14 protein-coding genes are annotated in these 15,496 nt (G+C 52.5%); 7 read left to right on the forward strand and 7 right to left on the reverse strand.

Annotated elements, in window-relative coordinates:
* Both ALO_RS16665 and ALO_RS16670 read left to right on the forward strand, forming a co-directional pair.
* On the forward strand, positions 1-727 hold a 727-nt coding region (locus ALO_RS16665; RefSeq protein WP_083821136.1), incomplete at its 5' end, for a thioesterase II family protein.
* A 135-nt stretch (positions 728-862) separates the two neighbouring features.
* Positions 863-1,849, forward strand: coding sequence for an amidohydrolase family protein (locus ALO_RS16670; protein WP_004098306.1), 987 nt, complete (start codon positions 863-865; stop codon positions 1,847-1,849).
* 186 nt (positions 1,850-2,035) lie between these two features.
* Here the strand turns inward: ALO_RS16670 and ALO_RS16675 are convergent, their stop codons facing one another.
* From ALO_RS16675 to ALO_RS16700, 6 genes are all read right to left on the reverse strand, one after another.
* The gene (locus ALO_RS16675; RefSeq protein ID WP_004098308.1) at positions 2,036-3,265 is read right to left on the reverse strand and encodes a nitrogenase component 1; all 1,230 of its coding nucleotides are present in this window, start codon (positions 3,263-3,265) and stop codon (positions 2,036-2,038) included.
* Entirely contained in the window at positions 3,252-4,547 is a 1,296-nt protein-coding gene (locus ALO_RS16680) for a nitrogenase component 1 (protein ID WP_004098310.1), read from the reverse strand. Before ALO_RS16680 ends, ALO_RS16675 begins: the two co-directional genes overlap by 14 nt.
* A gap of 199 nt (positions 4,548-4,746) precedes the next feature.
* Positions 4,747-5,535 (reverse strand): ABC transporter ATP-binding protein, encoded by a 789-nt coding sequence (locus ALO_RS16685; protein ID WP_004098314.1) that lies wholly within the window; start codon positions 5,533-5,535, stop codon positions 4,747-4,749.
* A gap of 19 nt (positions 5,536-5,554) precedes the next feature.
* Positions 5,555-6,595, reverse strand: coding sequence for a FecCD family ABC transporter permease (locus ALO_RS16690; RefSeq protein ID WP_004098317.1), 1,041 nt, complete (start codon positions 6,593-6,595; stop codon positions 5,555-5,557).
* Positions 6,595-7,647, reverse strand: coding sequence for a FecCD family ABC transporter permease (locus ALO_RS16695; RefSeq protein WP_004098319.1), 1,053 nt, complete (start codon positions 7,645-7,647; stop codon positions 6,595-6,597). Before ALO_RS16695 ends, ALO_RS16690 begins: the two co-directional genes overlap by 1 nt.
* A 129-nt stretch (positions 7,648-7,776) precedes the next feature.
* Positions 7,777-8,772, reverse strand: coding sequence for an ABC transporter substrate-binding protein (locus ALO_RS16700; protein ID WP_004098321.1), 996 nt, complete (start codon positions 8,770-8,772; stop codon positions 7,777-7,779).
* Between the two features lie 257 nt (positions 8,773-9,029).
* Between ALO_RS16700 and ALO_RS16705 the strand changes: the two genes are divergently transcribed.
* Positions 9,030-9,929 (forward strand): SDR family oxidoreductase, encoded by a 900-nt coding sequence (locus tag ALO_RS16705; protein WP_004098322.1) that lies wholly within the window; start codon positions 9,030-9,032, stop codon positions 9,927-9,929.
* Between the two features lie 140 nt (positions 9,930-10,069).
* Positions 10,070-11,878, forward strand: a complete 1,809-nt coding sequence (ftsH, locus tag ALO_RS16710) for an ATP-dependent zinc metalloprotease FtsH (RefSeq protein ID WP_004098324.1) — start codon at positions 10,070-10,072, stop codon at positions 11,876-11,878.
* A 102-nt stretch (positions 11,879-11,980) separates the two neighbouring features.
* On the opposite strand, the gene ALO_RS21045 is transcribed toward ftsH, so the two are convergent.
* Entirely contained in the window at positions 11,981-12,886 is a 906-nt protein-coding gene (locus tag ALO_RS21045) for a LysR family transcriptional regulator (protein ID WP_169313152.1), read from the reverse strand.
* A gap of 259 nt (positions 12,887-13,145) precedes the next feature.
* Here ALO_RS21045 and ALO_RS22910 point away from each other — a divergent pair, with 259 nt between their 5' ends.
* Genes ALO_RS22910 through ALO_RS16725 form a run of 3 tightly spaced genes read left to right on the forward strand, consistent with a single transcriptional unit; the run spans position 13,146 to position 15,473 of the window.
* On the forward strand, positions 13,146-13,415 hold the full coding sequence (locus tag ALO_RS22910; protein ID WP_004098328.1) for a hypothetical protein: 270 nt from the start codon (positions 13,146-13,148) through the stop codon (positions 13,413-13,415).
* The gene (locus ALO_RS16720; RefSeq protein WP_202945805.1) at positions 13,403-14,281 is read left to right on the forward strand and encodes a uroporphyrinogen decarboxylase family protein; all 879 of its coding nucleotides are present in this window, start codon (positions 13,403-13,405) and stop codon (positions 14,279-14,281) included. Before ALO_RS22910 ends, ALO_RS16720 begins: the two co-directional genes overlap by 13 nt.
* A 16-nt stretch (positions 14,282-14,297) precedes the next feature.
* Positions 14,298-15,473, forward strand: coding sequence for an MFS transporter (locus tag ALO_RS16725; RefSeq protein WP_004098332.1), 1,176 nt, complete (start codon positions 14,298-14,300; stop codon positions 15,471-15,473).
* The last annotated feature ends 23 nt before the right edge of the window (positions 15,474-15,496 follow it).

Raw genomic sequence — 15,496 nt, forward strand, 5'->3', positions numbered from 1 at the left:
AGAGAGCAATATGAGTCACTTAAAACTATTTTGTTTTCCCTACGCAGGCGGTTCTGCAATCATGTATTCTCAATTTAAAAAGCATCTGCGGAAATCCATCAAAATGGTTCCCGTGGAATTAGCAGGAAGAGGCAAGCGTTTTGAAGAGCCCTTTTACGAGAGCATGGAAGACGCGATCAATGATGTATATGAAATCATTGGGGATGAATTTGAAAAGAGCCGCTATGCTTTATTGGGCTATAGCATGGGAAGCTGGCTTACATATGGTTTATATAAGAAAATTGTGCAAAATCATCGCCGGCAGCCGGAACATCTGTTTTTGGCGGCAAAAGAACCGCCTCACGTACAAATTGATGCTAAGATAGTTCACAAATTGGATGACGAAAATTTTATGAAAGAAATCTTTCATATGGGAGGAACATCTGAAAAGCTGCTGGAGAATAAAGAATGGCTGGATTTGTTCCTGCCGATTCTAAGGGCGGATTATAGGATAACTGAAATGTATAAGGAAAGCTCGCTTAAAGAAAAATTAAATTGCCCAGTGACCGTGTTTGCCGGCGAGGATGATGAAATCAATGTAAAAGATATAAAGCGTTGGGATGAAATTACTAACCATGATTTTTCTTTTTACACTTTTGCCGGAGGACATCTTTTCATACAAAACAATGTGGAAGGAATATGTGACATAATCAATGATACTTTTCATTCAGGCTCCTTAGCCTTATAGAGGAAGAACCACCATTAGCATGCAATGTGACACCCCAATCAAAGCCGGCCGAATAGCTGGCTGCTATAAATTGTTTCCTCCATATAAAATTATTTTTTTAAGGTAATAATGGGAAATGGGAAGGAGAGTGTTCTTGTGAAAAAAATTGCTTTGGAAGAAGCGTTTGCCGTAAAAGGTGTGGAAAAATTTACTCCCCAGCTGCTGAGTCTGAGGGAGTTCCGTCAAAACGAGGCTAAGCTCATTGACTTGACAGACATGAGAATCCGCGCCATGGACGAGGGTGAGGTGGAGATTTCAGTGGTTTCGGCGACCTCGCCATCCATTCAAGGTCTGGAGAATCACAAAATTGAGGTTGAGACCGCCCGGGCCTGGAACGACTATGTGGCAGAAGCCATCCAGTCCCGCAAGGACCGCCTGCGTGCCTTCGCCTGCCTGCCTATGCGGGAACCGGATGCCGCCATCGAAGAATTGACCCGGGCTGTCAAGGACCTGGGATTTCCGGGAGCGCTGATCAACGGGTATGACAACGCTGGAACCCTGGCCCCCATCTACTACGATGCTCCGGAATATCTGGATTTCTGGAAAGCCGCCGAGGCGTTGGACGTTCCCATTTACATCCATCCCCGGACAGTGCCGGATGATCGGGAAACAACTTACAAACCGTATCCCGAATTAAAGGGCGCGGCTTGGGGATTCCACGTGGAGACGGCGGAACATGTGCTGCGGATGATCATCAGCGGCTTGTTCGACAAGGTGCCGAACTTGAAAATTATCTTAGGACACGCGGGAGAATTTTTACCCTTCTGGTGCTATCGTATTGATCACCGCATCCAAAGAGAGGGCTGGGACGGCGAAGTGGCTGCTAAGAACGGGAGATCGAGAAAACTGCCCGTGACAGAATACGTAAAACGCAATATCTACGCCACAACCAGCGGATTTTTCTACACCCCGGCCCTGGAGCACATCCTGCGGGTATTGGGTCCTGAACATGTTATGTATTCGGCGGATTACCCCTATGAAGATATGACGGAGGCAAACGAATGGTTTAAGACTTTGGATTTCGCCCCGGATGTGCTGCAGGCCATCGCCTACGATAACGCCAAGAGAATCCTCAAGCTCTAGCCTGTCAATTCTTGTCCATTCTGCAAGGTGTATGTATAAGGAACGAGGGTTGCGTCCGCTAAAGGAAAAACTTTTATTGCCTTCATGCAGAACTCCGCATGAAGGCAATAAAAGTTTCAAAGGTGATGAAAAGCATGCAAACAAGCATGTCTAATGCAGGGTTAATGACACTGCCCTCCGTTCATGCTACTGTTGCCACAGCGCCTCATTGATCCACAGGGATGCCAGATGGAGCGCACCGCGAAAACCTGTAAAAGGCGGTTCATAGGGATTCAAACGCCATGCTGTATCCGGATTCGCAATTTGCAGCTCCCTATTGCGCCCCGCCCACTTTAACGCCTCACCGCTGGCCATGAACAGTCCGTTTTCCTGACTTTCCATTGCTTGCGTCCACTGTTCTTCTGTGAAATAAGGAATTTCCTCATCTGCCATATCGGGGCTGTCGCACCAGCAAATACCTTTAGGAAGGAAAAGCTCGCCGCAGGCAAAGGCGAGAATGCCTTTTACTACATCGGCATGCCCGCCGACGGATAAGCGTCCGTTTTCCGGCTGTTCCCTTAAGTGTCTGAATGAAGGCAGTGAGGGTGAAATCAGCCGCAGCGCTTCGTCCCGCTGCTCATTTACGTAGGCTCGGTCAGGTGTTATACCGGTGATTTGCGCCACCTGCTCAATCCATTCGCACGTTCCCCGTATGCCGTAAGGCCGCCCAAGCAAATAAGGCGTGCCGAATTGCTTTTGCAGATGCTCCGCTGCCGGCAATCCCTCCCTCCGGAATACCAGATTGATATGCGCCCCACCCATCTGTTCGATTTGTTCCACCGACGCAGCCGAGGTCATAACGCACAATGGCGTTAGCCGGAAGGCTCCCTGCAGGATACGGGCGATCTCTTCTGCGTCCGCCTGAAAGCGGAACAAATCCGCGCAGGAACCGATCAGATTAAAAGTCGGCAACGGCGTTTTTGGAACCTCGTGGGGAAGCGTTTGAACAAGATACAGAAGTGTTTCCTGTACCCCGTGGTACTGGCTGATATCGAAACCGCCATTACTAAAGGGAAACAGACGCATATCCGGATAAGCCGGCTGCAGCTCCCTGCAAAGTGCGGGAATATCTGTTCCAATGATCTCCGGTACGGCTGAGGGTAAGAAAAAAAGGATACGCGGTTTGTCTCTTTGAGCGATATCCGCAACAGCGGAGCTCAGCCGGGCGGTATCGCCAAGAGCAATATCGGTTTCGTCGATATGGGTGGAATAGAGCCTACAGGCATCCACAACACCCGCCCGGTTCAAAAATACACGACCATAGAGCATGTGCCCCATACAACCGAATTCCAATAAAGCGGAATTGCGGATGGAAGCCAATGTCCACAACATTCCCATGCGGCCGGAGGGAACCGGCCTGAATTTATGCAATCCCACGCCGTCCACCTCCTGCTTTGGGCATGAAAAGGTGATCCAACGTACGCAATATCCTCTTGAGCAGGCTGTTCGTCCTCTCGTATCCGGACATTCCGTACAGGTCGGACAGGTAGGGCACGCAGGGAACCCGGAACTTCGTTCCGGACAAATCCCCAAGGCATAGATCAGGAGAAAGGCTTTCTAACAACGGCGCGTCCGAACCGCTGTTGACCATATGACAGACCAAAGGGTCATATCCAAGCGCGTTTAATGTTTCGGACCAATGTTTATCGTCCGGCCAAAATTCTTCCAGGTGCAGCAGCAGCGGCTCCATGCCCAGAGCCGCCAGATAGGCGGCCAGCGGAATTGTTCTGACAGGGCCGATATGAGCGCAAATATAACGGCAGCCATGCAGCCGTTTTTTTGCCTGTTCCTGTAGGGCCAGAGCTTCCATTCGTTCGTGGTAAAATTCATTTCTCCATTGAAACTTCAGCTTCCTGGCAATAGACGAATAAAGTGCATCAATCTCTGCTACATCATAGACATTGTGAAGGCGAAAAGCAGGAGTGCCGAAGGACTGATCCATAGCTGCGGCCAATGGGTCTGTAAACGGCGAAAGCACCACATTCAGCGCCGCATCAGGTGCCGCTAAAAAATCCTCCAGCGAAGACCCCGGCGAAAGACAGCGCAGGGAAAAGCCCTGCTGCTGCAGCGCACTCAGAACAGGCGGCATAGGGATATGTTTTTCATCCGGTGAACGTCCTATTACATTGACGACCTGCGGCTGAACCCTTCTTGGTTCCATCAGAGAGCCGATTGCCTGCAGCGTTTTCCATGAGCCGGAAGGGAAGCTGTTACACTTGAAATGCCCCAGCATTACACAGATTAAGCGTGCCGACAGTTTAGGCTGAACCTCCCTGACAATGTTCTCGATATCCTCGCCAATCAGCTCAGGCACACAGGTGGCAAGCAGGAGAATGGCTTTTGCCCCTGCCTGATCCATCTTTTGCAGCGCGCCCATCACCCCCTGGCGGCAGCCAAACACCACCTCGCTGGCGTCGAGTACATATGTCCAGTGCAGTTCTCCCTGTCTGACCTGAGTATTTGTCAGGACCACACGGCTATAAGTGGCGCATTCCGGCGTTCCGACCACCAGCGACGACAAGCCTTTGATATTCCCTGCCAGCGCCAGTGCTGGATGCAAGGGGCAATGACTGCCCGGGAAGGCGGCGGGCGTTAGGAATTTCACGCCCACATTTGATTTAACATCCGAAAGGCGCTTTAAATGATTTATATCCGGCATATACATTCACCTCCAGGTTGCGGGTGTCACCTCCAGGTTGCGGGTGGAATGGCCCTGGAATCACAGCCGATTTGCGTCACAGCCAGGCCCCTGGCTGTGACCGCCCCCGCTGCGACTGGATACAGCGGCAGAGTTTCCAATATTGCCTTTGCCGTAAATGGCTGTTTTTTTCATGCCAATACCTGCTTTCATGGTTATCCTATTCCTTGATCAGATCGTAGGAAATGCAGGCGGGACGTCCGGTTCGGGGGTCTGCAACCACTTCCGTGTCGATATGGAAGGTTTCCCGGAGCACTGCGGCAGTGATGACCTCTTCCGGAGTACCATGGCGAACGATATTCCCGTTGCGGATGGCGACTATATAATCCGCGAAACGCGCCGCCAGGTTCAGGTCGTGCAGTACCATGACGATTGTGCAGTTCTGCTCCCGGTTGAGCCGGTATAAAAGCTCCAGGACCTCCAGTTGATAGGACAGGTCCAGATAGGTCGTCGGTTCATCCAGCAGAATGAGGTCGGTTTGCTGCGCCAGTGCCATGGCAATCCACACCCGCTGTTTTTGTCCGCCCGAGAGATTATCCATCGCCGCGGTTTCAAGTTCCGTAAGCTTGGTGACTGCCAGCGCCCAGGCGATGATTTTTTTGTCCTCCGCTTTCAGCTTGCCAAAACCCCGCTGATGGGGGAAACGGCCATAAGCCACCAGATCGCCCACGGTCAACCCCGCCGGCGCTTGTGGCGACTGGGGCAGGATTGCTAACTTCCGCGCTATTTCTCTGGTGGCAAGGCTGCGAATATTTTCTCCGTTTAAGTACACTATGCCGTTTTTTGGCTTTAAAATACGCCCCACTGCTTTGAGCACTGTGGACTTCCCGCAGCCGTTCGGTCCGATGATGGCGGTGATCTTTCCCCGTGGAATCTGGAGCTCCAGCTCATCGACGACAAGGTTGTCGTCATAGGCGACGGCTAGATTTTCAGTGGCAATGCTGTTCATATTCAATCCCTGCCTTTGTTTACTGTTTGCTCCTGGTGAGCAGATACAGGAAGTATGGTGCGCCTACCATCGCAACCATAATGCCGGTGGGAATTTCGAATGGCTGGACGATCACCCGCGCGATCGTATCCGCAGCGGACACCAGAAACGCTCCGGCCAAGGCGCAGGCGGAAAGCAAAACCCTGTGGCCCGGCCCTACCAGTTGCCGCGCCAGATGGGGCGCAATCAGCCCCACAAAATTGATGCTGCCGCTGACCGCCACACAGGATGCCGCCAGCGCCACAGCGGCGGCAAGCAGGCGCCTGCGCTCCTTTTCCACCGAAGCACCTAAGCCGCAGGCAATATCATCCCCCAGACTCAGCACATCCAGCACGCGGGCCTTGGAAAGCACATAGGGAATCAGCAGCAACAGCCAGGGCAGCAGCGCCAGGACAAACTTCCAGTTGGAGCCCCATATGCTGCCTGCTTGCCAGGCTGCGACAAAATCAAACTGCGTATCGTCCAGCTTGACCACCAGCACCGTGGTCAGGGCGGAAATACCCGCCTGCACCGCCACACCGGTTAAAATCAGTCGAATCGGCGCAAGGCCGGTTTGCCGTTTGTAAGCCAGACTATAAATCAGAATCGCCGTGAGCCCTGCGCCTATGAGTGCAAGGAACGGCAGGGTAAAAACCGACAGGATGGACTGGGAGCGGCAAAACAGCACGAATAAAATGACCGTGAGACCCGCGCCGGCGTTGATGCCTAAAAGACCGGGGTCCGCCAGGGCGTTGCGGGATACGCTCTGGATGATGCAGCCGGACAACGCAAGCCCCGTGCCCACCAGAATGGAAATCACAATGCGGGGCAGCCGGAAGCCGAACAGGATCAGGTTCTCTCTGGCGCTGCCGCCGCCGAACAGCGTACGCAGCGTATCCAGGGGCGAGAGCTGCGAGTAGCCGGTATTCATGCTGATGATGAACGATAATATGAGCAGTAGGAAAAAAGTGAGTACAATGCCCGTATTCCTGATGGCAATTTTTTGTTTATAGGCTTGGTTTTTCTCCTGCTGCGGGTTCATCACAGCTCCCTCCTTTCCTTGCGGGCCAGGTACAGAAAGAAGGGAACGCCAATTAGGGCGATGAGCGCGCCGATAGGTGTTTCAAAAGGCGGGTTGAGCGTCCTTGCACCCAAATCTGCCAAAACCACTAAAAGGCTTCCCGTCACTGCAGAGGACGGAATAATAAGGCTGTAATCCATGCCAACAAGGAACCGGGCCAGATGCGGTACGATCAGTCCCACAAAACCTACCGCGCCGACCACCGCCACGGAAGCACCGGCCAGCATCAGCACGACGGCGGCGCATAAAAGCTTGACGAGCATGGTATTCAGTCCCAGTCCTGTTGCCGCATCTTCGCCCAGGCTCATGATGGAAATGGAACGGGAAAGGGCGATTGAGCCCAGGAGCGCACCCGCAATCAACGGGGTCAGAATTCTGATTTGTTCCCAGTTGGAACCGGCCACACCGCCTGCCGTCCAGAACATAATGTTCTGCGCTACATCAAAATACAAGGCGATGCCCTGGCTGAGCGCAGCCAGCAGCGCGCTGACCGCAGCCCCCGCGAGTACCAGCCGCATGGGGGTCGCCCCGCCGCGACGCAGGGACGCGATGCCATATGTACCCCCTGCTCCTATTGCCGCTCCTATAAAGGAAAACAGGATGACCTGCAGATAGGCCAATTCGGGGAAAAAGGCAAAGCAGAGGGAGAGGGCAAAACCTGCCCCGGCGTTTAGACCCATCAATCCGGAATCCGCCATGGGATTGCAGGTTACACCCTGCATAACAGCTCCTGCTACCGCAAAGGACGCGCCCACCAGGGCGCTGGCCAGCACGCGGGGCAGGCGCAGATCCATCACAATCAGGTGCTGCGTATCTGCCGCATTAAAGTGAAATAAGGCGTTCCATACCGAGGCCAGTGGAATTTCTGCCGCTCCCCTGGTAACGGAAAACGCCATGATCACCGCCAGCAGCCCTGTGCCGCCGGCGATAATCAGCCATGCCGCCCATGGGCGGCTTTTCTTTTGTATTTGCTTTATTTCGACCGGCCTTGCCGGGACATTTGGTAGATCCATTGATTATGTTCTCCTCCATGTCATGCGCTCACTACTGGACCCTTGTCTATTAATGCTGGAACAGCAAAAAGCCGGACGCAGGCTTTGGCTGAAAGCTACGCCTGGCTCTTGCATATAGTAGGGAGAACCTTACTTGGTCATACTCTTGACAATAGTTTCAATCCCCAGCTTGATACTCAGGGGACCGGCTGCCCGTACCGCCGCGTCAAGATGATAAACATGCCCGTGCTTTACGGCGGTTAAGGACTGCCATACGGAGGAAGCCTGTGTTGCTTCAGATAGATAGCGTTGCTTGTATCCGTTCGCTTCCAACCCTAATGAACCGAACAGGAAGATATAGTCCGGGTTGAGCGCTGCTATCCCCTCCAAAGAAACCGCTTGCCCCTTTGGGGGATAACCGTTCGGAGGCCTCAACCCCAGGCCGTTCTCTCGGTTGAACCACACTGGATTTTCCGCTGAGCCTATAACAATAAAGTTGCCTTTATTACCGCTGTGTTCAAACAGTAACGCCACAGTTTTATCACTATAGCCGGAAAGCTTACTCCTGGATTCAGCAATCAGCGTTTCGATATCCGCAATGTATGCCTCTGCCTTTTCTTCCTCACCGAGGTACTTGGCAAAATCCCGCAACTGTTTCTTCCAGTCGGGGCTGTCGAACATTGCCACAGGAGCGATCTGAGAAGCTCGTTCGTATAACTTCATATCCAGATGCTCTGCTTCAGCGGTATGGAAAATAAGGTCAGGCGCCAGCTCCGCCAGCTTCTCAAGATTTGGCGCCTTGCCTTTTCCCAGGTCTTCGATTTTCGCATTCGCGGCGTAGAGCTGCAAGGTTCCAAAACCTTTTAATGACTGTTCGGCCAAAGTAGACGCAATAGGGGGAGTCTCCAAAGCAAACAAGCTTTCCATAAAACCAAAATCAAGAATCGCAATTCGTTCGGGTTTTTTCATTAAGGTTATTTGCTTGCCTAAAGCATCTTTCATTGTTCGCGGCCAGATCTTTTTTCCCGCATCTGTTTTATCGGCAGCTGTCAATGTTGCGCGACTATTTGCGGGTGTCCCGGCGCATCCGGCTAGTATGCCCGTCAATAGGGAGAGAGAGAGAATCAATCCTAGGAGTTTTTTCATTCTATCTGTAATGCCCTCCGTTTCATTTAATCCGCAGAGCTAAGATTAACTCTATATTGCAATACGGTTTCGATATTGAATGCCAGTATATCAAAACCCATCCCACATTGGAATGGACATAGTTACAATCTGCATGGATTTTTACCGAATTGCCCTTGATATCGGCAGCTTCTCATAATTTTTCAAAAAGAAAGATGCTATGTCAACTTGACTCGCTATGGAATATAGTATAGTGAAGTAATGATTGGGGTGATGCTATGTACCCGAAATACCCATATTTTGGCATGGAAAAGCAATGCGAAAACGTCCCGATAACCTTTCCGCCTCAGCATCAAAACCGGCAGCCAGGGATGGAATACCTTTTGGAGCCACGCCCCATTTCGGAAGATCCCACTGTTTCAGGCAGCTGTAAATTACAAGGAAAAGTAGCTCTCGTTACAGGCGGCGACAGCGGGATAGGGAGGGCAGTTGCTTACGCTTTTGCGAAAGAGGGAGCGAACCTAGCCATTGCCTATCTGAACGAACACCGGGATGCAAAAGAAACTGAGGCGCGGATCCATGAGCTGGGACAAAAAGCGATCCTGCTGCCGGGTGATTTACGTAGTGAAAAACAATGCTGCCAGGTAGTTGCAAGGACCAGGGAGGTCTTGGGGCAATTAGACATACTGGTCAACAATCATGGCGTCCAGTTTCCGCAATTATCTGTTCTTGACATTTCGGCCGAACAGTTAGAGGACACGTTTAGAACCAATATTTTTGCCTTCTTTTATCTGGTGAAAGCCGCATTGCCTCATATGTGCCCATATAGTTCCATTATCAATACCACTTCGGTGACTGCTTACCAGGGAGAAAAATATCTCATTGACTATTCGGCAACAAAAGGGGCCATTGTCAGCATGACGCGCTCCCTGTCGCTATCATTGGCGCCGGAGCATATTCGCGTAAATGCGGTAGCACCCGGTCCCATTTGGACTCCTCTGAATCCTTCCAGCTATCCGGCCGAGCATATTAAGCATTTTGGGGCAGATACTCCCATGAGACGCGCCGGGCAGCCGTTTGAAGTCGCGCCGGCGTACGTGTATTTAGCCAGTGATGATTCACGCTATGTTTCGGGGCAAGTAGTACACGTGAATGGAGGCACGATTACAGAATCGTGATGATACCATTAATTCAAACGGATCTGCCGCATCGTTTGTCTGCAGACTACTTTCCTCATTTTCGGGATAATAGTTCCTTAACTAAGGGAATATTATAATCGTTGAAATATGGGACTCTTTAACGGAGGCTGGAAGCTGGCATGGACAAGAAGCGGCGAAATTTTTCCGCATGGTACCTGCTGTTAGCGATTATGGCAACCTGGTTGTTTAATGACTATGTCTATAAGCCGTTTATTATCCGGGAAACGGAAGTCAGTTATAATGTTTTCCTGCAGTATCTGGCGGAAAGCAAAATCAACGAGGTAATTTTAACCGGCGAACGTATCATCTTCACACTGAAAGGCGATGAAAAGCAACAAAAAGCCGCCGCCAATGTGGTGGCGGTCAACGATCCTGCCCTGGTGGACCGATTGGTGGCGTCAGGCGTAGCTTTTTCGGCACGGGCCCAAACCCAAAGCCTGCTGGCCACCATTATGGGCTGGATATTGCCCCTATTGCCGTTAGTATTAATTTGGTACTTCATTATTAAACGCATGGGAGGAGGGCCCAGTGCCATGTCCCTCGGCCGCAGCAAAGCCCATGAAATCCAGGGAGAAATGATCGGCGTAAAATTTAGGGATGTGGGCGGTGTCGGTGAGGCGGAAGTGGAACTTCGGGAGATTATCGAGTATTTGAAGAACCCGGGCAAATTCAGCTACATGGGAGCGAAACTGCCCAAGGGGGTTCTGCTGGTCGGCCCGCCGGGAACCGGCAAAACCCTGCTGGCCAAGGCTACCGCAGGAGAAGCCGGGGTGCCGTTCTTTTTTCTCACGGGTTCCAGCTTCGTCGAAATGTTTGTCGGCGTCGGCGCCGCCAGGGTGCGCGACCTTTTCGAGCAGGCGCAGCAAAAAGCGCCCTGCATCATCTTCATCGACGAGATTGACGCCATTGGACAGGCCCGTACCAGTGCGGGACGCATAGGGGGCAACAGTGAGCAGGAAAACACGCTCAATCAGCTGCTGGCGGAAATGGATGGCTTTAAAGCCAATTCCGGCGTAGTGATTATGGCGGCGACCAATCGTCCGGAAATTCTTGACCAAGCCCTGGTCAGACCCGGACGGTTCGACCGGCAGATTCAGGTGACACTGCCAACGGAGCCCGGGCGGCTTGAGATTCTTACCATCCATACCCAAACTATGCCCCTGGCGAACGACGTGAATTTACCGCAGCTGGCAAAGGTAACCGCCGGTTTTTCCGGCGCGGAACTAGCCAATATTGCCAATGAAGCCTCGCTTTTGGCCGTTCGCCGCGAAGCTAAACGGATTTCCATGGCGGATTTTGATTTGGCGATCGAACGGATTGTGGCGGGACTGCAGCGAAAAATACCGCTTTCAGGCGATGTCCGGGCTAAGGTTGCCTATCACGAGATCGGTCATGCCCTATTGGCTTACTTCCTTCCCGGAACCGATCCTGTCCATAAGATCAGCATTATTCCCACTGCCAAGGGAGCCCTGGGCTACACGATGCAGCGGCCGGAAGAAGACCGCTATCTCATCGGGGAAAATGAGCTGAAAGCTCGCCTGGCAGTCCTGCTGGGCGGCAGGGCGGCCGAGCTCATCGTCTTTAATGAGGCCTCCACCGGGGCGGCGAATGATCTGGAACGGGCTACCGAAATGGCCCGGCGCATGGTAACCGAGTTCGGCATGTCCCGGAAATTAGGGCCGGTTCGTTATGCGGCGGCAGCCGGCAGCTACCTGCAGACGGGCATTGCCGGCAGAGCAGATCTGAGCCCAGCCACTGTTTCTCATATCGATGAAGAAATCCTTGGCTTTTTAAATGAGGCTCAGGTAATCGCTGATAAAATACTGCGCGAGCATATGGATCTCCTGCAGAAAGCTGCCCGTTTTCTTCAGGAGGAGGAAGTCATCTCAGGCGATCAACTGGCCCGTATAGCCAATTCTATGTCTTGATCGAAACGGCAAACGGCGGATCTTGTTTTGGAGATCCGCCGTTTTTTATTGGCCCGGACGGTTATAATGCTGTGTCAAGCTTACGGTCCTCGCACCACTGAATCACCTTAAAGCGTTCATCGGAAGCTTCTCGGTGAGCGGTACAGCATCAAATTCTTTGATAAACAGTGGAATGACCGGGTTGGGGTTGCTGCTTTTCCAGATGACCGCGATATTCCCGTAGGCATTGGCGCCTTTCATGGCTACAAAGGCCATGTTGGGCTGCATCATGCGGCAAAATACGGGGTCAAAGCTCCAAAAAGAAATACCCATGCCGGCCAGGACCTGCCAAAAAAGAGTCTCGAACCGCGACGGCTGACTTACGATATGCGGCGTAAAACCCTGCATGTCGCACTGCTGCATAAACCAGTCCACGCCGTGAGGAAAAGTGGCGGGAGAAAGAAGAATAAACCGTTCTTCTTTCAGTTCAGCCAGATCAATGGAGTAGCGGTTGGCATAAGGATGGCTGCGCGGCAGCAAAAAGCACAGGCGGGCCCGGCGTACCTCGCGTATGGCAAATTTGGATTTGAGGTTATTGCTTAGATGCGGCGTGAAAGCAATGTCGAGCTCCTGCCGTTCCAGATTATCGTTGATTTCCGGCACGGTAAGGATGCCGATGTCCAGTGCGACATGGGGATACAGGGCGGTGAAATGCTCCAGGATTTTCGGCAAAAATGTGCACTCAATCCCGGTGCACCCAATGCGCAGCTTACCCCAGATGTCTGTTTGCGATTTGCGTGTCCTGGAAAAAACATCATCAATTTTTGCAAACAGGGAGCCAGCCTCTTGCTGGAGAGTAAAGCCTGCCGGCGTTAACCGGACCGAGTGGTGATTGCGGACAAACAGCTGTACGCCGAGCTGTTCTTCCAATTCAATAATGTGCTTGCTTAAAGTTGACTGGCTGATATAGAGGCGTTCGGCCGCCTTGGTAAAGTTCAGACACTCGGCCACCAGCACAAATGAACGCAAGTATCGGACGCCCTCCATAAAAGCCTCCCCTTTACCAGCAGTATTCCAAAAAAAGTTAGATAATTCCGAATATATTATATTTCTTTCATAAAGTATACGCAAGCTCGCTGACCGGGATATTGGTTATGATTTTTTTTGCATACGCATTCTAGTTTTTGAATTTTACAAGGAGCTCCCATTCATGCTAGGATTTTTATTAAAAGAATATTCGGATAAATACGAGTCCTGACTGATCCGGTTTAAAAAGGAGGGAGAATATATGAGCCGAGACAGTATGACCGCCGAAGATCGATTGGCGGCAACCATCGGGCTTAAGCCGGCGGATCGCGTAGTATGTGCGCCTGAGACCGGCAATTCTGCCGGACAATATGTTGGCATCAGCAACAAAGAATTTGTCTGGGAGTTTACCACCAAAGGCCTGCTGCCATCGAAAAGCTGGCCGCTGATCATCCCGTCTGGGACTGCAGCGCCGATATCAACGGTATTACCAGCGCTTATGTGGCCCAGCGGGCAGGCATGGGAAAAATGAAGCTGCCGGGTAAAGAGTTGGGCGATAATGTCCAGAGCCAGGTCATTGGGAGCGAAGTGATGACCAGGAATGATTACGACATCATCCGGAAAAAGGGGTATGGGGAATATCAGCTGACTTTTCTGGAGCGAGCCAACGGCATTAGCCGGGAAGAAGTGCTGAAAGGCATGGCCGAAGCAGCCAGGATCAGGGAATTGGAACTGGCTGCCATGCGCCGCCGGGGACAAATTCCTCTCTATGGGGACCTGGGCGGGTTGGTGCCGTTTGATGCCTTTTCGTTAGCCCGGTCCATTGAAAAGTATTACAAGGATATGTTTCAGATCGTCGACCAGTTGGAAGAACTGCTGCCGGTTGTGGCGGATTTTTTTGTTGCTGCGGCGGAAAAGACAGTGGCCGCCACCGGGATCAACCGGGTCTTTGTCGGCGGCAGCCGCTCGGCCGGTCAGTTTGTGGCCAAAAAGTACTTTGACAGGCTGATTTGGCCTTCTTTCAAAGCATTTATTGGAAATCTGACTGCCAAAGGCATTGTGCCCATTCTGCACTTTGACTGTGACTGGACCAAAAACCTGGAGTATTTCCTGGAACTGCCCCGGGGTAAATTTGTGCTGGCCTTAGACGGCTCTACCGACATTTTTAAGGCCAAGGAAATACTGCACGGCCATTGTGCCCTTCACGGGGATGTGCCGGCCGCATATTTCACGGTGGCGTCGCCGTCCGAACTGGATGAATACTGTAAAAAGCTGATTCAAATAGCAGGAAAAGGCGGTGGGTTCTTACTGGCCTGCGGCTGCTGCCTGCCGATGAATGCCAGGCGGGAAAATGTCGAAACCTTTTTCCAGGCAGTTGAAAAGTATGGATATTATTAGAAAGAGGTGAGAACTTGTGAGTAGAGGTCTGTTAAAGGCGGCAGTGCTTTCTATCTCCCTGCTGCTCCTGGCGGCCACGGCTGTTTCGCCGGCACTGGCCAATATCGGCGCGGTGTTTACGGAAGCCAGCCCCCGGACGATTATGCTGCTGGTGGCGTTGCCGTCGATGACCATGGTGCTGGCGTCGCTGCTGTTTGGCAAACTGAGCGAATGGGCGACCCGGCGGGAACTGACCAATGCGGCCATGGTTCTCTTTTTAATCGGCGGCGTTACGCCGTACTTTATGGATGATCTGACGCTGATTTTAGGGATGAGGGCCATTCTGGGGCTGAGTCTGGGCATGATCTTTCCCTTGTCCCTGGTCCTGATCGCGGATTTTTTCAGCGCCAATGAACGAGTGGCCGTAATGGGCCTGCAAAGCGTGTTTGTAAATGCAGGCGGGATTATTTTCCCCCTGGCCGGCGGCATATTGTGCGTTGCCGACTGGCACAATACCTTTCTGGCCTATTTATTCGGCGCGGTCATCTTCGCCTTTGTTTATTTTTATCTTCCCGAGCCGCCCAAAGCCGCAGCGGCCGGGGAGAGCGGCCAGGCCGCGCGAAAAGTGCCTCTGCCCGGCCGGGTGTATTTTGTCGAAGGCATCGTATTTTTCTATAATCTGTTGATTTTTGCCTTCTTTACCAACGTCGCCATTCAGGTGGTCGGGGAAGATATGGGCAATGCCGCCAGCGCCGGTTATGCGCTGACCTTGTTTACCGGCGGCGGAGTCCTGGCCGGCCTGGTATTTGGCCGGATCATGCAGATAGCCGGAAATTTCACCATTGCGGCCGGCTGGCTGGTTACAGCGGCAGGACTGGCGATCATCTCCGGCGTTCACGATTTTAACCTGCTGCTGCTGGGCTGTTTTATCGGCGGTTTCGGTTTTTCCACCACCTGCCCGGCGCTGTTTGTCACCCTGTCGCTGATTACGCCGCCGGCCCGGGTGGCGCTCAGCCTGCCCCTGGCTTCCGCCGCCGGCGGCATTGGCCAGTTTGCGGCGCCCTTTGTGTTTGAAGCCGTCAACGCTCTGTTTGGGCAGCATGCCGGACGGTTTCCCCTGCTGGTCAGTGCGGCGGTTCTGGCGGCCGGCGGCTTGCTGCTGGCGCTGCAGACTTTGGCCCGGCCGCCCCAAGCGGCCAATATCAACAATTAGACCAAACGGGAGGGAGAGTTAAG

The organism is Acetonema longum DSM 6540 (assembly GCF_000219125.1).
GTDB classification, from domain to species: domain Bacteria; phylum Bacillota; class Negativicutes; order Sporomusales; family Acetonemataceae; genus Acetonema; species Acetonema longum.